17 protein-coding genes and 1 pseudogene are annotated in these 20,901 nt (G+C 54.1%); 14 read left to right on the top strand and 4 right to left on the bottom strand.

What is annotated here, in order from left to right; all coding sequences use genetic code 11:
* Window positions 1–83: 83 nt before the first annotated feature.
* The 10 genes from dhaK (at window position 84) to SK33_RS10780 (ending at window position 11,766) form a co-directional block, all read left to right on the top strand.
* Window positions 84–1,154, top strand: coding sequence for a dihydroxyacetone kinase subunit DhaK (gene dhaK / locus SK33_RS10825; RefSeq protein WP_003020880.1), 1,071 nt, complete (start codon window positions 84–86; stop codon window positions 1,152–1,154).
* An 11-nt stretch (window positions 1,155–1,165) separates the two neighbouring features.
* A complete protein-coding gene (dhaL, locus tag SK33_RS10820; protein ID WP_003020881.1) occupies window positions 1,166–1,798 on the top strand; it encodes a dihydroxyacetone kinase subunit DhaL in 633 nt (210 codons plus the stop codon).
* A 10-nt stretch (window positions 1,799–1,808) separates the two neighbouring features.
* Window positions 1,809–3,239 carry a dihydroxyacetone kinase phosphoryl donor subunit DhaM gene (gene dhaM / locus SK33_RS10815; protein ID WP_048217891.1) on the top strand — a complete coding sequence of 477 codons (1,431 nt, stop codon included), beginning with the start codon at window positions 1,809–1,811 and terminating at the stop codon, window positions 3,237–3,239.
* Between the two features lie 170 nt (window positions 3,240–3,409).
* On the top strand, window positions 3,410–5,122 hold the full coding sequence (locus tag SK33_RS10810) for an alpha,alpha-trehalase (RefSeq protein WP_003020888.1): 1,713 nt from the start codon (window positions 3,410–3,412) through the stop codon (window positions 5,120–5,122).
* A 207-nt stretch (window positions 5,123–5,329) separates the two neighbouring features.
* Window positions 5,330–6,352 carry an ABC transporter substrate-binding protein gene (locus SK33_RS10805; protein ID WP_048217892.1) on the top strand — a complete coding sequence of 341 codons (1,023 nt, stop codon included), beginning with the start codon at window positions 5,330–5,332 and terminating at the stop codon, window positions 6,350–6,352.
* 26 nt (window positions 6,353–6,378) lie between these two features.
* The gene (locus tag SK33_RS10800) at window positions 6,379–7,338 is read left to right on the top strand and encodes a FecCD family ABC transporter permease (RefSeq protein WP_369707177.1); all 960 of its coding nucleotides are present in this window, start codon (window positions 6,379–6,381) and stop codon (window positions 7,336–7,338) included.
* Window positions 7,335–8,096 carry an ABC transporter ATP-binding protein gene (locus SK33_RS10795; protein WP_048217895.1) on the top strand — a complete coding sequence of 254 codons (762 nt, stop codon included), beginning with the start codon at window positions 7,335–7,337 and terminating at the stop codon, window positions 8,094–8,096. The genes SK33_RS10800 and SK33_RS10795 overlap by 4 nt, the downstream gene beginning before the upstream one ends.
* Before the next feature lie 9 nt (window positions 8,097–8,105).
* Window positions 8,106–8,918 (top strand): class I SAM-dependent methyltransferase, encoded by an 813-nt coding sequence (locus SK33_RS10790; protein WP_032949452.1) that lies wholly within the window; start codon window positions 8,106–8,108, stop codon window positions 8,916–8,918.
* Window positions 8,915–9,772 (top strand): ModD protein, encoded by an 858-nt coding sequence (modD, locus tag SK33_RS10785; RefSeq protein ID WP_048217897.1) that lies wholly within the window; start codon window positions 8,915–8,917, stop codon window positions 9,770–9,772. Before SK33_RS10790 ends, modD begins: the two co-directional genes overlap by 4 nt.
* Before the next feature lie 23 nt (window positions 9,773–9,795).
* Window positions 9,796–11,766, top strand: a complete 1,971-nt coding sequence (locus SK33_RS10780; RefSeq protein WP_048217898.1) for a TonB-dependent receptor plug domain-containing protein — start codon at window positions 9,796–9,798, stop codon at window positions 11,764–11,766.
* A gap of 41 nt (window positions 11,767–11,807) precedes the next feature.
* On the opposite strand, the gene SK33_RS10775 is transcribed toward SK33_RS10780, so the two are convergent.
* Window positions 11,808–12,062, bottom strand: coding sequence for a GlsB/YeaQ/YmgE family stress response membrane protein (locus SK33_RS10775; RefSeq protein WP_048218889.1), 255 nt, complete (start codon window positions 12,060–12,062; stop codon window positions 11,808–11,810).
* A 201-nt stretch (window positions 12,063–12,263) separates the two neighbouring features.
* Here SK33_RS10775 and ycgR point away from each other — a divergent pair, with 201 nt between their 5' ends.
* Window positions 12,264–12,998 (top strand): flagellar brake protein YcgR, encoded by a 735-nt coding sequence (gene ycgR / locus SK33_RS10770; RefSeq protein ID WP_003020911.1) that lies wholly within the window; start codon window positions 12,264–12,266, stop codon window positions 12,996–12,998.
* An 11-nt stretch (window positions 12,999–13,009) separates the two neighbouring features.
* Here ycgR and emtA read toward each other — a convergent pair whose 3' ends face one another.
* Window positions 13,010–13,621 carry a membrane-bound lytic murein transglycosylase EmtA gene (gene emtA, locus SK33_RS10765; protein WP_003020914.1) on the bottom strand — a complete coding sequence of 204 codons (612 nt, stop codon included), beginning with the start codon at window positions 13,619–13,621 and terminating at the stop codon, window positions 13,010–13,012.
* Window positions 13,622–13,719: 98 nt separating this feature from the next.
* Here emtA and ldcA point away from each other — a divergent pair, with 98 nt between their 5' ends.
* Window positions 13,720–14,634, top strand: coding sequence for a muramoyltetrapeptide carboxypeptidase (gene ldcA / locus SK33_RS10760; RefSeq protein ID WP_048217900.1), 915 nt, complete (start codon window positions 13,720–13,722; stop codon window positions 14,632–14,634).
* Between the two features lie 97 nt (window positions 14,635–14,731).
* Window positions 14,732–16,399, top strand: a pseudogene (locus tag SK33_RS10755) (potassium/proton antiporter); the annotation flags it as partial.
* A gap of 171 nt (window positions 16,400–16,570) precedes the next feature.
* Here SK33_RS10755 and dadX read toward each other — a convergent pair.
* On the bottom strand, window positions 16,571–17,641 hold the full coding sequence (gene dadX, locus SK33_RS10750) for a catabolic alanine racemase DadX (protein ID WP_003020922.1): 1,071 nt from the start codon (window positions 17,639–17,641) through the stop codon (window positions 16,571–16,573).
* A 12-nt stretch (window positions 17,642–17,653) separates the two neighbouring features.
* Window positions 17,654–18,952 (bottom strand): D-amino acid dehydrogenase, encoded by a 1,299-nt coding sequence (locus SK33_RS10745; protein ID WP_003841565.1) that lies wholly within the window; start codon window positions 18,950–18,952, stop codon window positions 17,654–17,656.
* Between the two features lie 322 nt (window positions 18,953–19,274).
* On the opposite strand from SK33_RS10745, the gene SK33_RS10740 reads away from it, so the two are divergent.
* Entirely contained in the window at window positions 19,275–20,807 is a 1,533-nt protein-coding gene (locus tag SK33_RS10740; protein ID WP_048217904.1) for a SpoVR family protein, read from the top strand.
* Window positions 20,808–20,901: the final 94 nt, after the last annotated feature.

The raw sequence follows: 20,901 nt of genomic DNA, 5'->3' as shown, positions 1-20,901 counted from the left end.
GTGGCGTTGTACAAACCGATACCCTACATCAGATGCCTGCCCGAATTTGGCAGCCATCCAGGACTGTCTGCGGAGCATAAATAATGAAAAAATTGATCAACCGTGTTGAAGACGTACTGAATGAACAACTCGCCGGACTGGCGAAAGCGTATCCTTCCCTGGCACTGCATCAGGACCCAGTGTATGTCACCCGCGCAGATGCACCGGTGATGGGCAAAGTGGCGCTGCTTTCCGGCGGCGGCAGCGGGCACGAGCCTATGCATTGCGGCTACATTGGTCAGGGCATGCTCTCCGGCGCCTGCCCGGGTGAGATTTTTACCTCCCCCACGCCGGATAAAATGTTCGAATGCGCCATGCAAATTGATGGCGGGGAAGGCGTGCTGCTGATAATCAAAAATTACACCGGCGACATTCTTAATTTCGAAACCGCTACCGAGCTGCTGCACGAAAGCGGCGTCAAGGTCACCACCATGGTGGTGGATGACGATGTGGCGGTGAAAGACAGTTTGTATACCGCCGGACGTCGTGGTGTGGCTAATACCGTATTGATCGAAAAACTGGTCGGCGCGGCCGCCGAACGCGGTGACTCGCTGGAAGCCTGTGCTGCGCTGGGTCGTAAGCTGAATAACCAGGGCCACTCCATTGGCATAGCCATTGGCGCCTGTACCGTTCCGGCAGCCGGACAACCGTCGTTCACGTTACAGGATAACGAGATGGAGTTTGGCGTAGGTATCCACGGGGAACCGGGCATTGACCGCCGCACCTTCACCTCTCTCGATCAGACCGTTGATGAAATGTTCGATACCCTGCTGGAAAACGGTAACTACAGCCGTACGCTCCGCCACTGGGACAACGTCCAGGGCGCGTGGCATGAAGGTAAAGAAAGCAAGCGTGCGTTACAAAGTGGCGATCGGGTTATTGCGCTGGTCAATAATCTCGGTGCGACGCCGTTGTCTGAACTCTTCGGCGTGTATAACCGCCTCGAAAGCCGTTGCCAGGATGCAGGCATCGTCATTGAGCGCAACCTGATCGGTTCTTACTGTACCTCTCTGGATATGACCGGCTTCTCCATCACCCTGTTACAGGTGGATGACGAAACGCTGAACTTATGGGATGCACCGGTTCACACCCCTGCTCTCAACTGGGGTAAATAAGGAGATTCATGATGTCCCTCAACAGAACACAGATTGTTAATTGGCTCTATCGCTGCGGTGAGATATTCACCACTGAAAGTGATTTTCTCACCGGACTTGACCGGGAGATCGGCGATGCCGACCACGGTCTGAACATGCATCGTGGTTTCAGCAAAGTCGTTGAAAAGCTGCCTTCCATCGCGGACAAAGACATCGGCTTTATTTTGAAAAACACCGGTATGGTGCTGCTCTCAAGCGTCGGCGGGGCCAGTGGACCGCTGTTTGGCACGTTTTTTATCCGCGCCGCCCAAGTAACTCAGGCTCATCAAAGCCTGACGCTTGAAGAGCTGTATCAAATGATTCGTGATGGCGCAGAAGGTGTAATTAGCCGCGGTAAGGCTGAACCTGGCGATAAAACCATGTGCGATGTCTGGCTGCCGGTAGTGGAGTCTTTACGCCAGTCATGCGAACAGAAGCTGAGCGTCCAGGCGGCTCTGGAAGCGGCAAGCCAACAAGCGGAAGTCGCAGCGCAAAGCACCATCACCATGCAGGCTCGCAAAGGCCGCGCCAGCTATCTAGGTGAGCGCAGCATTGGGCATCAGGATCCCGGCGCAACGTCGGTCATGTTTATGATGCAAATGCTGGCTCAGGCGTCCAGAGAGTAAGGATAAAGCGATGGTAAACCTGGTTATTGTTTCTCACAGCGCCCAACTGGGCGAAGGCGTCGGCGTGCTGGCCCGGCAGATGTTAATGGGTGATGGTTGCAAAATCGCCATTGCCGCAGGCATTGACGATCCTGAGAATCCGATTGGCACCGATCCGATTAAGGTGATGGAAGCCATCGAGTCCGTGGCCGATACGGACCACGTGCTGGTGATGATGGATATCGGTAGTGCATTACTGAGTGCGGAAACCGCGCTGGAACTGCTCGACCCTAACATTGCCGCCAAAGTGCGTTTGTGCGCAGCACCACTGGTTGAAGGCACACTGGCCGCGACGGTTAGCGCCGCCGCAGGTGCTGATATCGATCGGGTCATCCGTGATGCCATGAACGCCCTCGACGCCAAATGTGAACAACTGGGTTTACCTTCGCCATCCGCAGCGAAACCCGCATCCGCTGAACTGTCTCCCGACGCTGATGCCCGTTCTGTTGCCATTGTGGTGAAAAACCCTAACGGCATCCACGTCCGCCCTGCTTCGCGGCTGGTTTCTGCGTTGTCTGGTTTTAACGCCGACATGTGGCTGGAGAAAAACGGCAAGTGTGTGGTCCCTGATAGCCTGAATCAAATAGCCCTGCTGCAGGTACGCTGTAATGACACACTACGCCTGATTGCTAAGGGCGAACAGGCAGAGGATGCGCTGGCCGCATTTAAACAGTTGGCGGCAGAGAATTTTGGTGAATCACTCGAGCCCGCGCATACTGATAACAAGGCAACTCTGGCTCCCTCAAAAGTCACGGGGACGGCATTTTGTCACACGCCGTTCTCGCCAAAGGTAAACCCGCAGTCCGCCGCATCACTGCAGGCTGAGCAGCAGCGATTACAGACCGCCATCCAAAGTACGCTGAACGATCTGAGCGAACTCACCGCTCTTGCTGAAGAACGATATTCCGCAGATATCGCCGCCATCTTCTCCGGTCACCACACGCTGTTGGACGATCCTGAACTGTTTGAAATGGCCTGCGATGTAATGCGTGAAAAACAATGCAGCGCCGCCTGGGCCTGGCATCAGGTGCTGAGCGATCTCAGCCAGCAGTATTTACAGCTCGATGATCCTTATCTGCAGGCGCGATACATTGATATTGAAGATTTGCTGTCTCGTTCACTGCAACATTTGACGGGAGAGAGCGCACAAATTCCCGCGTTCTTGCGCCCCACTATCCTGGTCGCTGATGTCATTTATCCGTCTACGGTACTGCAACTCGATCCGAAGACCATCAAAGGTATCTGCCTGCGGGACGGCAGCGAAGCCTCTCATCCGGCGATTATCGCTCGTGAAATGGGTCTGTGCTGGATGTGTCAGCAAGGCGCTGCTCTCGATAGCATAAAGATGGGCGATACTCTGACCATTGACTGTGTCACACAGCGGATAACCCGCGCAAACTGATACCGAAGCACACCCTTTTCGACAAAGGGTGTGCTTCTTCCCTATTCGCGTCGGGAAATGTCTGTTTGTTCGCAAAATGGGGTGTCGATCACGCGCAACGGTCGATCCTGAACTAAGGTTTTCTCATGGTAAATGCCGCTACTTCGGCACACCGCTAAGGAGATTAACCGATGATTACGCCTGCAACTCGCCATCCAGGCCTGCTTTCTGTTGCAATAAAACTGACTCTCGCCAGTACCTTTTTTGCCCTTTCCTCTTTTGCCGTCAATGCAGAAGACGCGCCAGCCGCTACACCGCAGCCGCCAGATATCCTGCTTGGACCTCTGTTTAACGATGTACAAACGGCTAAACTGTTTCCAGACCAGAAAACCTTTGCTGACGCAGTTCCTAACAGCGATCCTCTCATGATCCTTGCCGATTACCGGATGCAGAAAAATCAGTCCGGATTCGACTTACGCCATTTTGTGGAGGTGAATTTCACCTTGCCGAAAGAAGGCGAGAAATACGTTCCCCCGGCCGGGCAATCATTACGCGAACATATTGACGGACTGTGGCCGGTCCTCACCCGCTCGACAACTGACGCTGAAAAATGGGACTCGCTACTGCCACTTCCAGAGCCGTATGTGGTGCCTGGCGGGCGTTTTCGCGAAATATATTATTGGGACAGCTATTTCACCATGCTGGGGCTTGCCGAAAGCAATCACTGGGATAAGGTCTCGGACATGGTGGCAAACTTCGCTTACGAGATTGATTCCTGGGGACACATTCCTAACGGCAACCGCACCTACTACCTGAGCCGTTCGCAACCGCCGTTCTTTGCCTTTATGGTTGAACTGCTGGCGCAGCACGACGGGAATGACGCGCTGAAAAAATACCTCCCGCAGATGCTCAAAGAGTACAGTTACTGGATGGAAGGCGTCGAAACACTCCAACCCGGTCAGCAAAATAAGCGCGTGGTTAAACTGGATGACGGTACCATTTTGAACCGCTACTGGGATGACCGCGATACGCCGAGGCCAGAGTCCTGGGTCGAGGATATCGCCACCGCTAAAAGCAACCCAAATCGCCCTGCCACAGAAATCTACCGCGACCTGCGTTCAGCGGCTGCGTCCGGCTGGGATTTTAGCTCCCGCTGGATGGACAATCCTAATCAGCTGGGCACTCTGCGCACCACAAGCATCGTTCCAGTCGATCTCAATGCGTTGATGTACAAAATGGAAAAAATGATCGCACTCGCCAGCAAGGCTGCCGGTGATGATGCCAAAGCGGCGCAGTACGATGGCTTCGCTAATGCCCGACAAAAAGGGATCGAAAAGTACCTGTGGAACGACAAAGAAGGCTGGTATGCCGACTACGATCTGAAAAGCCATAAAGTACGCAATCAGCTCACGGCCGCCGCCCTGTTCCCGCTGTATGTCAATGCGGCGGCAAAAGATCGCGCCAGTAAAGTCGCCACAGCCACCCAGGCACATCTGCTGCAACCGGGCGGCCTTGCTACCACGTCGGTGAAAAGCGGCCAGCAGTGGGATGCCCCCAACGGCTGGGCCCCGCTCCAGTGGGTCGCAGCATCCGGGTTACAGAATTACGGTCAGGATAACGTTGCGATGGATGTGACCTGGCGATTCCTTACCAATGTGCAGCACACCTACGATCGAGAGAAAAAGCTGGTTGAAAAATATGACGTGAGCACCACCGGCACCGGCGGTGGTGGCGGGGAATATCCATTGCAGGATGGTTTTGGCTGGACCAACGGCGTCACGCTAAAAATGCTTGACCTAATCTGCGCCAAAGAGAAGCCCTGTGACAGCGTACCCGCATCGCGGCCAACACCGACAAGTACACCACCAGCCGAGCCTAAAAAACAGACTCAACCGACGCCATAACGTCAGTACCTGAGCCGTTTTACTCCCCGAATCCGCGCTTCGTCGCGGATTTTTCTGTCATATTTTTCGCTATTTAAGCTGTCTCTATCCCCTCTAGCCCTTATGGGGTATCCGGTGTTTTCATCCGTGAGAATTTGATTCTGAACATGTTTTTATTCGCTGTATATGTAAATATATAGCGAATTTGTAACCTTCAGGATACTGATAATGGCACTGACAAGACGGATGTTTGCCCAACTCGTGGCATCTGCACTGCTGCTACGCCATCTTCCCGCATTGGCGCAAACGCCGCTAACCGTTGCCGTAGGAGGCTCGCCAGGGCCGAATATAACCCTACGCGTGGTCAGTGCTGGCGCGCCCGCTGACATGCTACTGCTGGCTGTCGCGCCAGAAAAAGTGGTGGGTTTTTCCTCCTTTGATTTCTCTCGCCAGACCGCCATCCCGTTTCACGATGATATTCGGACTTTACCGAAACTGGGCAGGCTGGCGGGCCGCGCCAGCACGCTCTCGCTTGAAGCACTCTTGGCGCTTAAACCTGACCTGGTTATTGACTGCGGTAATGCCGATGAAACCTGGCTTTCTCAGGCCAGACAAGTGAGCGCACAAACTCACATTCCCTGGCTGCTGATTAACGGCGAACTGCGCCATACCCCAGAGCAGTTGCACGCAGCCGGTGAAGCATTGGGCGTCGTCTCGCGTACTGCAATGCAGGCCGCGCTGGCCCGTCGATTTATCGATAATGCAATAGCTTTCTCGCATACAGCTGCGGCGAATCTGCGTTTTTATGCCGCGCGCGGTGCCAGAGGACTGGAGACAGGTTTACAAGGTTCTCTGCATACCGAAGCGGCAGAACTGCTGGGGCTACAGAATGTGGCGCACATCCCCGGACGACAGGGGCTCACACAGGTTTCAATGGAAAATCTGCTCAGCTGGCAGCCCGATATTATTTTGGTGCAGGATGCGATGACAGCGCAGCACCTACGAGAAGATCCGGTCTGGCAAGGAGTCAAAGCGGTTGCTGACCGGCGCATTCTGTTTCTCAGCGGTCTGCCGTTTGGCTGGTTGGATGCACCTCCTGGCATCAACCGTTTACTGGGGTTACGCCGCCTGCACGCCTGGCTTGAACCGCAGGTTAACGCGAGCTTTAAAGCCGATATGCAGCACTACAGCGAACTGTTCTGGCATACCACGCTAAGCGACGCACAGTATCAACGTCTGGTGGCAGTCTGATGAAAACATCTACCCTCGGTTTTCTGATGATTGCTGCGGTGGTGCTTTGCGCGAGCGTCGCCGCGGTATCGGGCGCATACCGCCTGGATGCGCAACAGGTTGTGAATCTTATTACAGGTACTGATGACGTCCCGATGCAGGACAAAATCGTCTTCTGGCAAATCCGCCTGCCGCGCATTCTGGCTGCATTGCTGCTCGGCGCGGCGCTGGCAGGCGCAGGAACCACCTATCAGGGCATGTTCCGCAACCCGCTAGTCTCACCGGATATCCTCGGCGTGGCGGCGGGTGCCGGTTTAGGTGCCTGTACGGCAATCCTGTTTGGATTACCGATCCTGTTTATTCAACTGTATGCGTTCACGGGTGGTTTATTCGTGGTCGCCGGTGTCTGGTTGATTACCCGGCGAGTCAAGCGCCACGACCCGGTGTTAACGCTGGTTCTGGTCGGGATTGCGCTGGGTACGGTATGTGGCGCGGGGATTTCACTCATCAAAACGCTGGCCGACCCGTATACCCAACTCCCGTCTATCACCTTCTGGCTGCTGGGCGGTTTATCAACGATTACGCTGCACGATCTGTGGTTCTCAGCACCGCTGATCTTCACTGGACTGGTCCCGCTATTGCTGCTGCGCTGGCGCATGAACCTGCTCACCCTGTCGGATGATGAAGCACGATCGCTTGGCATCAACGTCTCCCGACTACGGCTGGGATTGATCGTCTGCGCAACGTTAATCACCGCCTGTACCGTCGCCATCGCGGGCATCATCGGCTGGATTGGGCTGGTTGTGCCGCATATCGGCCGACTCCTCAGTGGCAATAACCACCAGCAGTTGCTGCCGGTTTCCATGGGAGTCGGCGCCATTTTGCTGCTGCTCACCGATACCCTCGCCCGTACGCTTAGCAGCACGGAAATTCCTCTGGGGATCCTGACTGCATTTATTGGCGCACCGTTCTTTTTGCTGCTTTTGCTACGGGGAAATCGCCCATGACGCTACTGACCGTCCGCCATGCGTCGTTGGGATACCACAGTAACCAGCCCGTGCTACGCGATGTCTCATTTCAGGTTTCGCCCGGCTCAGTCTGTTGTCTGCTTGGTGCCAACGGTAGCGGAAAAACCACCCTGATGCGCACCATTCTCGGCGTTCTTTCGCCGCTTCACGGTGACATTTTGCTTGATGGCATCGCCATAAATCATCTCAACGATCGGCAACGCGCCGCCACTATTGCCTGGATCCCTCAGGCGCATGACGGCGCATTTGCCTTTAGCGCACTGGACATGGTGATGATGGGATTGGCCCCGCAACTGGCGGCATTTGCGGTTCCCGGGGCTAAAGAACACGAAATTGCTCATCAACAACTGGCGATGCTGGGGATCTCTCACCTGGCGCCCCGGCGCTGGAACACTCTGAGCGGCGGAGAGCGCCAACTGGTATTGATTGCCCGCGCGCTGGCGCAACGCCCGCGCCTTTTGTTGCTGGATGAACCCGCTTCAAGCCTGGATTTTGGGCATCAGATCCGTCTGCTCGACACGCTGGTGACGCTGAAAAATTCGGGTATGGCCCTGCTGATGTCTACGCATCATCCGTTGCACGCCCGGGCAATCGCCGACAGCGTGGTACGCGTTGAACCGAACGGTGAGGTTTCGCAGGGGCTTCCTGAACACCAGCTCGCCACCGATCGCCTGGCTGCGCTGTATCACGTTACACCGTCACAAATTGCCCACCACCTCTTTGGCTCTCACAATTAAGGAATAAGAATGCTCATTGACGACATTGATTTTGCCGATCTTTACCGTAAACAGTTACAACTGGCGAACAGAACCGAGAAAAAGCCGGAGCACTGGGATAAACGTGCGGAAAAAATGGCAGAGAATTGCGCCTCATTAACCGACAGCTATTTGCTACAGCTATTGGGGAAAATCGACCTGCAAGGAGCGGAGTCGCTGTTTGATATGGGCTGCGGTCCCGGTACGGTCTCGCTGGCGCTGGCTAAAAAGATACCAATAATTTACGGCGTAGATTACAGCCAGGGAATGCTGAGCGTTGCTGCCCGCCGCGCTGTGCAAATGAACGCCCGTCACGTACAGTGGGTGCAGCGGGCCTGGGAAGAACACTGGGATGATTTACCCCAGTGCGATATCGCCGTCGCCTCGCGCTCTACGCTGGTTGCCGATATGCGCCAGGCGATGACCAAACTGAATAATCAGGCCCGGCTGCGGGTTTACACCACCCATCTCGTCAGTTCATCTTTCGTTTCCCCCACCATTCAACGTGCGCTGGGCCGCGAGGTGATTGAACTTCCCAACTATATCTATGCGCTTAATGTCCTGTATCAGATGGGGATCCACGCGCACGTTGATTTTATCCGCGGGCCCAACTGTCAGCAGGACAATAGTACCTGGATGCGCTTTCTGGAAAACGTGCGCTGGAGTATGGGCGAACTAAGCGCCGACGAGGTCGAACGTCTGGAAACCTGGTATCAGCAGCAGGATCCACGCGCGATTGCCCCTGCCAGCCGTGACTGGGCGCTTATCTGGTGGGACAGTGTGCCGCGGGAAGCACTGCGATGATCTACTTTTCGCAGGCGCAAACCGACGCGCTGCTGCTGGAAGATATTCAGGGCGGCGATCTGACTACCCGCGCGTTGGGAATTGGCGCACAGCCGGGCGTTATGGCGTTTTACCATCGCCATGGCGGGTGCGTTAGTGGCACCGCCGTTGCCAGACAAATGCTGACGTCATTAGGGCTGACAGTCAGCGACATGGTGGCCGATGGTGAACAGGTAAGTGCAGGACAGCGATTGATTTGTGCGCATGGGAATGCGGCGGCGCTGCACCAGGGCTGGAAAGCGGTACAAAATGTCCTGGAGTGGAGCTGCGGAGTTTCGGGCTATCTTGAGAGCATGTTGAGCCAACTGCGCCAACGCTATCCTGATGGGCAGATTGCCTGCACCCGCAAAGCCATTCCCGGCACGCGTTCGTTGGCGACTCAGGCAATACTCGCTGCCGGGGGCATTATTCATCGCGGAGGATGCGCCGAAACGGTGCTGCTGTTCGCTAATCACCGCCGTTTTCTTACCAACCCAAACGACTGGACAAACGCGGTTGCGCGCTTACGCAGCCATGCGCCAGAAAAAAAGATCGTCGTCGAAGCGGATACGCCAGATGAAGCATTTGCCGCGCTACGCGCCGCGCCCGATGTTCTGCAACTCGACAAATTCACCCCTGAGCAGGCGACAGACATTGCCCGCCTGGCACCTTCACTGGCCCCTCATTGCACGCTGGCGCTGACTGGCGGCATTACCCTCGCCTCGCTGGCGAGTTATCTCGACTGTGGCATCAGGCTCTTTATCACTTCCGCACCTTATTACGCTCCACCTGCGGATATCAAAGTTAGCCTGAGCCCGGACGCACGTGGCATATAACATTAAAAAATGGACTAACAATAATGAATTTCAACAAAAGTTGTCTTTACACAGCCCTGTCGTTTGCTTTCGCGCACAGTGCTTTTGCTGGGCAAGAAAGCGAAACCATGACCGTCTGGTCAAGCCCGGCCTCTGCGGCAACCACTACGGTTCTCGGTCAGGAAACGATGCAGCAACTGGATAAGCAAAACGTGGCGCAGGCGCTAAGCGTCGTCCCCGGCGTGGTGCTGCAAAAGTCGGGCAACCGCAATGAGCAGCAGGTGAAAGTACGCGGTTTTGACAGCCGTCAGGTTCCCGTCTTTTTTGACGGTGTGCCGGTGTACATCCCCTATGACGGCAACCTCGATTTAGGCCGTTTTCTGACATCCGATATCGCTTCAGTTGAAGTTTCCAAAGGCTACTCATCTCTGCTACAAGGGCCTAACCAGATGGGCGGTGCCATTAATATCACCACCAAAAAGCCCACCAAACCAATTGAAGGCAGCATCGGCTATCGCCAGGGCTGGAGTCGTAGCAAAGACAACGCTCACGATATGCACGCTTCATTTGGCGCCAGTAACGATCTGGGTTACATCCAGCTCAGCGGCAGCCAGTTGAAGCAGGATTTCCTTGGCTTACCGCACGGCGTGGACAATACGGTTGCGGGTAGTCACGGCAAGATTGCCAACTCGTCCGCCGATGATAAACGCGGCATCGTGAAGCTGGGCTTTACCCCTCGCGGCGATGATGAATATGTCCTGACCTATATTAATCAGGACGGTGAAAAAGATAACCCACCATATGCCGGAACCAGCAGTCAGAAATCACGCTACTGGCAATGGCCACAGTACGATAAAGAGAGCTATTACTATCAGGGCACCACCCATCTGGGCGATCGTTTCACTCTGAAAAGCCGTCTGTATCGTGATACCTTTGAAAATACGTTGATGATGTACAACTCAGTTGCCGATCTGAAAAACAAAAAAGGCAACTACAGTCATTATTCAGACTATAGCGATGGAGCTGGCCTGCAGCTCGCTGCGGATATGCGTGAAAACGACCTGCTCTCTTTCGCCGTAAACTGGAAGGATGATGTTCACCGCGAGAAAGGCGCACCGAATGCGGCTTACGACCGTTACGAAGACCGCACCTGGTCTGTTGCCAGTGAATATCAGTGGGCGGCGGCGGATAATGTCGATGTAGTGGCGGGAATAAGCTATGACTGGCGTGACAGTCTGGAAGGCATGAAGCACGAAAAAAATGGTAGCGTCACCCACTATGATGACAACAATCAGTCGGCCTTCAACTGGCAGATGATGACCAAATATCACTTCGAAAATGCAGACACATTAGCGCTGTCCTATTCTGACAGAACGCGTTTCCCTACGTTGAAAGAACGCTACACGACCTCAAAACCGGCCTATAACCAGGTGGCGCTGGTCAATCCGCAGCTTAAACCTGAACGCGCCCGCAGCGTGGATCTGACCTGGAATGGGTCACTTAGTCAGAACTGGGGATTCGAAGCCAGCGTGTATTACAACCGCATCAGCGACGCCATCCTTTCACACAATATTGATGCCGACACCATCCAGAATCAGAACAGTGGCCGGGTGGATTACACCGGTCTGGATGCAGGCGTTAAAGGTAAAGTCTTTGATATGCTGGATGTCGGTCTGAGCTACGGCCTTATTCATGCAGACGTCAAACGCAGCGACATCGGCAAGATTACCGACCTGCCAACGCAAACCCTGACTGCCTGGATGACGCTGAAGCCATGGGATCCGCTCAGTATTACGCTGTCAGAAGAGGCCCGTTCGTCGAGCTATAGCAATAGCGACGGCTCACAGAAAGCCGCTGGTTTCGCCATTACCCATTTACGCGCTGACTACGCCATCGGTCACGGATTCAGCGTTAACGCGTCGGTCAATAACCTGTTCGATACGCAGTACGTTTATAGTGAAGGATTTATTGAAGAAGGCCGTAATTACTGGGCGGGGATTGAGTATCAGTTCTGACTTAGCAATACAGAGAAACGGCCCCCGCGGGGGCCGTTCGATTAATTTCGCCGCACCAGTCGGAAGACACCCAGCACAACAATCGCGCCGACCACGGCCACCAGGAAGCTGTGGAGATTAAACCCGCTGACATCGCCGCCGATACCAAACATCGTTGCCAGCCATCCACCGACCACAGCACCGACAACACCGAGAATACAGGTCAGGATAAATCCACCGCCATCGCGCCCCGGCATAATCAGTTTGGCGATAACCCCCGCAATCAGACCAAAAATAATCCAGGCAATAATTCCCATTTTCAGGCCCTCTTTCCAGTGAACGCACGCGCAAGACATTCTTGCGCCAGCCTTTAAAGTATAGGCAAACCATCGCTATGTGCTGTTTTCACGCAGACTTAATTCATTGGCGTTGGTAAAAAATTTCATCCATTTGTATTAAGTTCCGTTGATTGATGCCGATAATCCAACGACAAACCAGGCATCCGGGAGTCATTAGGTGTGAGTAACTACAATGAGCAGTTCCTGAAGCAAAATCCGTTAGCGGTGTTAGGTGTACTTCGGGACTTAAAATCGCAGCAGGTTCCACTGCGTATCTCCTGGTCGGGCGGCCAGTTCATCAGCAAAGTTCTGGCCGTCAGCCCGGACGAGCTGGTCATGGATTTTGGTAGCCAGGAATATGAAAACCAGGCCGTACAGCGGGCCAGTCAGATCTCGATTATCGCCGAAACGCAGGGAGCCAAAGTAGAATTCACCCTGCCACAGTTAAAAAAAGGTGAGTATCAGCAACTGCCAGCGTTTATTTCATCCTTGCCGCCTTCCCTGTGGTTTGTTCAGCGTCGGGAATATTTCCGCATCGGCGCTCCGCTGCATCCTCCCTATCGCTGCACGGCAAAAATGCCGGACAACAGCACGCTGTGCTTTCGCTTATTCGATTTGTCGCTTGGCGGTATGGGCGGGCTGTTAGAAACGGCAAAACCAGAAGGACTGGTAGAAGGTATACGCTTCGCGCAGGTTGAACTGAACATGGAACAATGGGGAGTGTATCACGTTGACGCCCAGCTTATTTCCATTAGCGAACGCAAAGTTATCGACAGTAAAAACGAAACCATTACCACTCCCCGCCTGAGCTTTCGTTTTCTCAACGTCGGCCCGGCGGTGGAGCGGAACTTACAGCGGATTATTTTTTCCCTTGAGCGCGAGGCCCGGGAAAAGTCGAACAAAGTGCGCGATTAACATCACCTGAATTACATTACATCCAGCGCTTGCTGAAGCTTCCAGATATAGCGCGGAGCTTGCGGCGCCGGATGATTGTCCGCAACATGTTCAATAAATTCATCCGGGCTGAGATCGTTGATCTTATTGATGGCTTTCTTCCTGTCGGAAGAGAACGTTCGCAGCAATGCTCCCGCTCCGTTAGCGTACGATACTACCAGTGCATACTGCATCACCTGCGGATCCTCAATCCCTGCCAGCGGCCCGGTCTCCAGAATGCTCAGGTATGCGGCCCCCATGGAGATATTGCGTTCGGGGTTTTTCAACTCGCTGGTCGACGGCTCTCCGCTCCATCCCATGCGACGATAAACATCGCGGCCTGAAGTCGAGGCTTTTAACTGCATCAGACCAATCGCATTAGACTTACTGACCGCATTCGGATTACCGCCTGATTCAATGGCAATAATAGCGGTAATCAATTGTGGACTGACACCCCAGGCCGCACCGGCTTTTTCACTGATCGGCATCCATTGCATTGCGCGTTTAACCGGAACTTCAGCATTCCACGGCGGGTTTTTGTAATCATGTTTTGAACTACAGCCCGCAAGTAATACAACCAAAAAAGCAAACCATCTCAATTTCACGTCATCTATCCTTATAGCCGGAACCTGTCGCTGAGGTGACAACGACATACCTACGCGGCATGATATACATTTGGTTTTAGTTGTAGCAAGGAAATGCCATGTCCCGGTTTCACTTAATTGCCCCATCGGGCTACTGTATCAATCAGCAGGCTGCCTTACGTGGGCTTGCACGTCTTACTGAGGCCGGTCATCAGGTCGATAATTCAGCGGTCATTGCGCGCCGCTGCCAGCGTTTTGCGGGTACAGAAGCAGAAAGGCTTGCTGATGTGAACTCGCTCGTTAATCTGAAAACCCCCGATACCATTGTGATGGCGGTACGTGGCGGCTATGGCGCGAGCCGTTTACTGGAAGATATTGACTGGCAAGGGCTGGCAGCCCGCCAGCAACAAGATCCGCTGCTGCTGTGCGGACACAGCGATTTTACGGCGATCCAGTGTGGTCTACTGGCTCAAGGGAATGTGATTAGCTTCAGCGGCCCGATGCTGGCGGCCAACTTCGGTGCCGAGGAGATGAACACATTCACCGAGCACCATTTCTGGCAAGCATTGCGTAATGCCCAATTCACCCTCGAATGGCAGGGTGACGGTCCGCAGTGCGCGACTGAAGGTACACTGTGGGGCGGAAATCTGGCGATGATCATTTCGCTGATGGGTACACCGTGGATGCCGGCCATCAAAAACGGCATTTTGGTGCTGGAAGACATTAACGAGCATCCATTCCGTGTCGAGCGCATGCTGCTGCAACTGTACCACGCGGGAATACTGGCCCAGCAAAACGCCATTATCCTCGGCAGTTTTAGCGGCAGCGCGCCGAATGATTACGACGCTGGTTACCATCTTGATTCAGTTTGTGATTTTCTGCGCGCCAGGCTGTCCGTTCCGTTGATCGGCGGCCTCGATTTTGGCCATGAACAACGCACCGTCACCCTGCCGCTGGGAGCCAGAGCGGTGCTGAAAAACGATAAAAACAGCACTCAGCTCACCTTAAGTGGGCATCCGGTACTAAAATCGTAAAAAAAGCAGCTAATGGGGCTAAGTAAAACGCTGTTTCTGTCGTTATTATGGTAGGGTTTATTAATACGAAACAGCGTAATTCAGGAGTAACCGAACGTTGGATGCCGCAGCAATTATTAGCCTTTTTATTTTGGGTTCCGTTCTCGTCACCTGCAGTATCTTACTCAGTTCATTCTCATCACGTCTCGGTATCCCAATTCTGGTGATATTTCTCGCTATCGGTATGTTAGCGGGTGTGGATGGTATTGGCGGCATACCTTTCGATAACTATCCTTTCGCCTACATGGTGAGTAACCTGGCACTGGCGGTTATCCTACTCGACGGCGGCATGCGCACTCAGGCCAGCTCTTTTCGCGTTGCGTTAGGCCCGGCGCTATCGTTGGCGACGGTCGGTGTGCTGATTACTTCCGGACTCACTGGCATGATGGCCGCATGGCTGTTTCATCTGGATCTTATCGAAGGGCTGCTGATTGGCGCGATTGTTGGTTCAACTGACGCCGCGGCGGTCTTTTCCCTGCTTGGCGGTAAGGGACTTAACGAACGCGTTGGCTCTACGCTGGAAATTGAATCCGGTAGTAATGACCCGATGGCCGTGTTTTTGACCATCACACTCATCGCCATGATCCAAAATCACGAGACCGGATTAAGCTGGATGTTCGCGGTGCACATTATCCAGCAGTTTGGCTTAGGAATCGCTATCGGTCTTGGCGGTGGATATATGCTCCAGCAGATGATTAACCGCATTTCTCTGCCTGCCGGACTGTATCCACTCTTGGCGTTAAGCGGTGGGATCCTGATTTTTGCCCTGACCACTGCGCTGGAAGGCAGCGGTATTCTGGCGGTTTATCTGTGTGGTTTCCTGCTGGGGAATCGCCCCATCCGCAACCGATTTGGTATCCTGCAAAACTTCGACGGTCTGGCCTGGCTGGCACAAATCGCCATGTTCCTGGTGCTTGGACTGCTGGTTACGCCGTCCGACCTGCTGCCTATCGCAATCCCTGCGCTGATTTTGTCTGCGTGGATGATATTCATTGCCCGCCCGCTTTCGGTCTTCGCCGGACTGCTGCCGTTTCGTGGCTTTAATCTGCGCGAGCGTATTTTCATCAGTTGGGTGGGTTTGCGCGGCGCGGTGCCGATCATCCTCGCCGTCTTCCCAATGATGGCGGGCCTGGAGAACGCGCGCCTGTTCTTTAACGTCGCCTTCTTCGTGGTACTGATCTCGTTGCTGTTTCAGGGAACGTCACTTTCATGGGCCGCGAAAAAAGCCAAGGTGGTGGTCCCTCCTGTCGGCTGGCCCGTTTCGCGCATTGGTCTCGATATTCACCCAGATAACCCGTGGGAGCAGTTTGTTTATCAGCTCAGCGCAGATAAGTGGTGTGTGGGTGCCGCGCTGCGCGACCTGCATATGCCGGAAGAAACGCGAATAGCCGCCCTGTTTCGTGACAACGTGCTGTTTCACCCCTCCGGCAGCACGCGTCTGCGCGAAGGCGACGTATTGTGTGTTATTGGTCGCGAGCACGATCTCCCCGCTCTCGGCAAGCTATTCAGCCAGTCGCCACCGGTGTCGTTAGACCAGCGCTTCTTCGGTGATTTTATTCTGGAAGCCAGCGCGAAATATGCCGATGTGGCGCTGATTTATGGCCTGGATGATGGCACAGAGTATCGTGATAAGCAGCAAACGCTGGGTGAAATTGTCCAGCATCTGCTTGGTGCCGCGCCGGTCGTCGGTGACCAGGTGGAATTCGCTGGCATGATCTGGACGGTGGCCGAGAAGGAAGATAATGCAGTGCTGAAGGTCGGTGTTCGCGTTGCTGAAGACGAGGATGAGTAAAGAGGATGTTGTTTGCCGGGTGGCGGCAGCGCCTTACCCGGCCTGTAAAATGCACTGAATCTACAGGCCGGATCAGTGCAGCGCCATCAGGCAGCCCCGTAAATGTTACACCGTCACAACCGGTACGCGCAGCGCCAAAGAACACATTAACTCGTAGCCCACCGTTCCTGCTGAGGTAGCTACATCGTCAATTTTAATCTCTTTGCCCCACAGCTCTACCGGTGTCCCGATCCCTGCCTGCGGGCACGGTGTCAGATCTACCGCCAGCATATCCATTGAGACTGTCCCCACCGTCCCGGTACGTACACCGTCCACCAGCACAGGCGTTCCGCTTGGCGCATGGCGCGGATAACCGTCTGCATAGCCGGTCGCCACTATTCCAATGCGCTGCTCGCCGCTGGCGGTGTAACGGCCACCGTAACCCACCCGATCGCCAGCTTTCAGCGTTTGTATGCCGATTATCTCGCTGCTCAGAGTCATCACTGGCTTCAGGCCGGTGTTGGCGATGTCCCGCCATTGTCCCGAAGGCGACGCGCCATACAAAATAATGCCCGGACGAACCCAGTCATAATGCGCTTCAGGGTGCCACAGCGTGGCGGCCGAATTCGACAGTGACCGTCTGCACTCCAGTCCTTCTGTTGCCAGCGCAATACGCGCCATTGCTTCCTGGATACCTTCCGGGTGCTCTGCATCTGCAAAATGCGACATCAGCGTCATTTCGCCGACGTTGGGCATCGCCCGCAGCTGTTGCCAGACCGTTGGAACTCTTTCCGGTAAAAACCCAAGCCGGTTCATACCGCTGTTCACCTTCAGGTAAACATCGAGCGGTGCTTTGAGGCGGGCATTCTGCAATGCTTTTAGCTGCCAGTTACTGTGTACACAGGTGGTCAGTCGATAATTGTCATATACCGTCAGGTCTTCAGCGTGGAAAAAACCCTCCAGCATGAGTATCGGGCCTTTCCATCCGCGCTCGCGCAGGGTTATCGCCTCTTCAAGATTGAGCATGGCAAAACCATCGGTTGTGCCCAGCGCATTCCAGACGCGTTCAATGCCGTGTCCATATGCATTGGCTTTCACCACCGACCAGACGCGAGCGTCCGGCGCTGCCTGGCGTGTAATGGTCAGATTTTGTTTCAACGCCTGCAGGTCAATGCTGGCCAGTATCGGGCGGGTCATCTCACGTCCTTATCAGTTATGTGCGCCATGTAAATGTCGTGGACGAGAGGGGGTAAACCCCGGACTGTAACGCGCCACGCTCAGATCGTCATAAGGTATGGCTGGCGTACGGCCAGAAAGGATATCGCTCAGCAACTGACCGGAACCGCAGGCCATGGTCCAGCCCAGCGTGCCGTGGCCGGTATTGAGCAGCAGATTCTTAAAGCGGGTGCGCCCCACCACCGGCGTACCGTCCGGCGTCATCGGACGCAGTCCGGTCCAGAAGGTTGCCTGCTCCACATGACCACCGCGCGGGAAGAGATCGCGTACGACCATTTCCAGCGTTTCACGACGAGGTTGTAGCAGCTCTGTATTAAAACCGACAATCTCCGCCATGCCGCCAACCCGAATACGATTGTCAAAGCGGGTAATAGCGATTTTGTAAGTTTCATCAAGGATAGTAGAAACCGGCGCACCGTCGTCTTGCGCTACCGGAATAGTCAACGAATAGCCTTTGAGCGGATAGACCGGGATATCAACGATCCCTTTCAGCATCGCCGTGGAATACGAACCAAACGCCATCACATAGGCATCGGCTTTGATAATCTCTTCGCCGCACTGGACGCCATAAATCTGCTCACCATCGCTCAGCAGCTTATCGACCGGGGTGTTAAAGCGAAACTTAACGCCCGCCTGCTCCGCCATCTGCGCCAGACGCTGGGTAAACAACTGGCAGTCGCCGGTTTCATCATTCGGTAAACGCAGACCGCCGGTCAGTTTGTGCGCCACTTCTGCCAGTGCCGGTTCGACTTCCGCCAGACGATTTGCTTCCAGCAGCTGATATGGCACGCCAGCGTCTTCGAGCACGGCGATGTCGCGAGTGGCGTTCTCATACTGTTGAGCGGTACGGAACAGTTGCAGGGTTCCGCCCTGACGTCCTTCATACTCAATACCGGTAGAGGCGCGCAGCGCTTTCAGACAATCACGGCTGTATTCCGCCAGTCGCACCATGCGTCCTTTATTTTCCATGTAGTGGCTGGTGTCGCAGTTGCGCAGCATCTGCCACATCCATTTCAACTGGAACTGGGTTCCGTCAAGACGAACGGCCAACGGAGCGTGGCGCTGAAACATCCATTTGATTGCTTTAAGCGGTACGCCTGGTGCCGCCCATGGTGCCGCATAACCTGGAGATATTTGCCCCGCGTTCGCCGCACTGGTTTCCAGTGCCGGACCGGGCTCACGATCAATGACGGTGACATCGTGTCCAGCCTGACTTAAGTACCAGGCGCTGGTCACGCCAACGACACCACTTCCCAGTATGACAACTCGCATAGCCACTCCGTTAACAGTAAAAGAACAATCTTCTAATTACATCTTGATAACTCAGTTGAAAATATTATTCAACATATGGCTTTTTTATGGTGACTTATCTCACATATAGCGGTGATGGCGGGGAACTCTCTGCTTTGGCATCTCCTGCTGTGCGTTATTTTTATCCAGCATAAAATTTTGCGGCAATGCCGTTTTTCAACGCCTCGCTAACGAGAAATCGCAAAGAAAAAATTTCTGCCGCAGCACGTTTTTTAACACCATGATCTATGCTTGAAATGAGGTACTCCAGACAGAGAGTGCCGCCAACAATGAGGGTGCGCGAATGGCTACGATTGATTCCATGAACAAGGACAGCACACGGTTAAGCGATGGACCCGACTGGACGTTTGATCTGCTGGATGTCTATCTGGCAGAGATAGACCGCGTGGCGAAACTCTACAGACTGGATACCTACCCGCACCAAATCGAGGTGATCACCTCCGAACAGATGATGGACGCTTACTCCAGCGTCGGGATGCCGATCAACTATCCTCACTGGTCGTTTGGTAAAAAGTTTATTGAAACCGAGCGCTTGTATAAGCATGGTCAGCAGGGACTGGCCTATGAGATTGTTATCAACTCCAATCCGTGTATCGCGTATCTGATGGAGGAGAACACCATCACCATGCAGGCGCTGGTGATGGCGCATGCCTGCTACGGACACAACTCCTTCTTCAAAAACAACTACCTGTTTCGTAGCTGGACGGATGCCAGTTCCATCGTCGATTACCTAATCTTCGCACGAAACTATATAACCCAGTGTGAAGAACGCTACGGGGTCGATGAAGTCGAAAAGCTCCTCGACTCCTGCCATGCGCTGATGAACTACGGCGTTGACCGTTACAAACGCCCGCAAAAAATCTCCCTACAGGAAGAGAAAGCCCGGCAGAAAAGTCGTGAAGAGTATCTGCAAAGTCAGGTCAATATGTTGTGGCGCACGCTGCCGAAGAAAGAGGAAGAGAAAAGCGTGGCGGAAGCCCGGCGTTATCCCTCTGAGCCACAGGAAAACCTGCTGTACTTCATGGAGAAGAACGCCCCGCTGCTGGAGTCCTGGCAACGTGAAGTGCTACGCATTGTACGCAAGGTCAGCCAGTATTTTTATCCGCAGAAACAGACGCAGGTGATGAACGAGGGCTGGGCCACTTTCTGGCATTACACCATCCTGAACCACCTTTATGATGAAGGTAAAGTCACCGAACGGTTTATGCTGGAGTTTCTGCATAGCCATACCAATGTGGTATTTCAGCCACCCTACAACAGTCCGTGGTATAGCGGGATAAACCCTTATGCCCTGGGGTTTGCCATGTTCCAGGATATCAAACGTATTTGTCAGTCGCCGACCGAGGAGGACAAATACTGGTTCCCGGATATAGCGGGTTCCGACTGGCTGGAAACCCTGCATTTCGCGATGCGCGATTTCAAAGATGAGAGTTTTATCAGCCAGTTCCTGTCACCGAAGGTAATGCGCGATTTCCGCCTGTTCACCGTGCTGGATGACGATCGTCACAACTATCTGGAGATTTCTGCGATTCATAACGAGGAAGGATATCGTGAGATCCGCAACAGGTTGTCGTCGCAATACAACCTGAGCAACCTGGAGCCGAATATTCAAATCTGGAATGTCGATCTGCGTGGCGACCGTTCGCTCACCTTGCGCTATATTCCGCATAACCGCGCACCGTTGGATAAAGGACGCAAAGAAGTGCTCAAGCATGTACACCGGCTTTGGGGTTTTGATGTGATGCTGGAGCAGCAGAATGAAGATAGCAGCGTGGAGCTGTTGGAGCGTTGTCCGCCAAGGATGAACGGTCTGTAAATCTTATTGCCGGAGGCGGTGTAAACACCTTATCCGGCCTACGAAGTGCATGCATTCCAGGCCGGATAAGACGCTTTGGCGTCGCCATCCGGCT

The sequence above is a fragment of the Citrobacter sp. MGH103 genome (assembly GCF_001034475.2).
Taxonomy (GTDB): domain Bacteria; phylum Pseudomonadota; class Gammaproteobacteria; order Enterobacterales; family Enterobacteriaceae; genus Citrobacter; species Citrobacter freundii.
The sequence above is the reverse complement of the archived record's forward strand: the minus strand, read 5'-3'. Positions and strand labels throughout refer to the sequence as shown.

Bases quoted from the DNA above. Each gene is read 5' to 3' on its own strand.
- dadX (WP_003020922.1), bottom strand. From the start codon at position 17,641: ATGACCCGCCCGATACTGGCCAGCATTGACCTGCAGGCGTTGAAACAA.
- dhaL (WP_003020881.1), top strand. From the start codon at position 1,166: ATGTCCCTCAACAGAACACAGATTGTTAATTGGCTCTATCGCTGCGGT.
- SK33_RS10740 (WP_048217904.1), top strand. From the start codon at position 19,275: ATGGCTACGATTGATTCCATGAACAAGGACAGCACACGGTTAAGCGAT.
- SK33_RS10800 (WP_369707177.1), top strand. From the start codon at position 6,379: ATGATTGCTGCGGTGGTGCTTTGCGCGAGCGTCGCCGCGGTATCGGGC.
- SK33_RS10810 (WP_003020888.1), top strand. From the start codon at position 3,410: ATGATTACGCCTGCAACTCGCCATCCAGGCCTGCTTTCTGTTGCAATA.
- SK33_RS10790 (WP_032949452.1), top strand. From the start codon at position 8,106: ATGCTCATTGACGACATTGATTTTGCCGATCTTTACCGTAAACAGTTA.
- ldcA (WP_048217900.1), top strand. From the start codon at position 13,720: ATGTCCCGGTTTCACTTAATTGCCCCATCGGGCTACTGTATCAATCAG.
- SK33_RS10805 (WP_048217892.1), top strand. From the start codon at position 5,330: ATGGCACTGACAAGACGGATGTTTGCCCAACTCGTGGCATCTGCACTG.
- SK33_RS10780 (WP_048217898.1), top strand. From the start codon at position 9,796: ATGAATTTCAACAAAAGTTGTCTTTACACAGCCCTGTCGTTTGCTTTC.
- SK33_RS10775 (WP_048218889.1), bottom strand. From the start codon at position 12,062: ATGGGAATTATTGCCTGGATTATTTTTGGTCTGATTGCGGGGGTTATC.
- dhaK (WP_003020880.1), top strand. From the start codon at position 84: ATGAAAAAATTGATCAACCGTGTTGAAGACGTACTGAATGAACAACTC.
- SK33_RS10745 (WP_003841565.1), bottom strand. From the start codon at position 18,952: ATGCGAGTTGTCATACTGGGAAGTGGTGTCGTTGGCGTGACCAGCGCC.
- modD (WP_048217897.1), top strand. From the start codon at position 8,915: ATGATCTACTTTTCGCAGGCGCAAACCGACGCGCTGCTGCTGGAAGAT.
- SK33_RS10795 (WP_048217895.1), top strand. From the start codon at position 7,335: ATGACGCTACTGACCGTCCGCCATGCGTCGTTGGGATACCACAGTAAC.
- dhaM (WP_048217891.1), top strand. From the start codon at position 1,809: ATGGTAAACCTGGTTATTGTTTCTCACAGCGCCCAACTGGGCGAAGGC.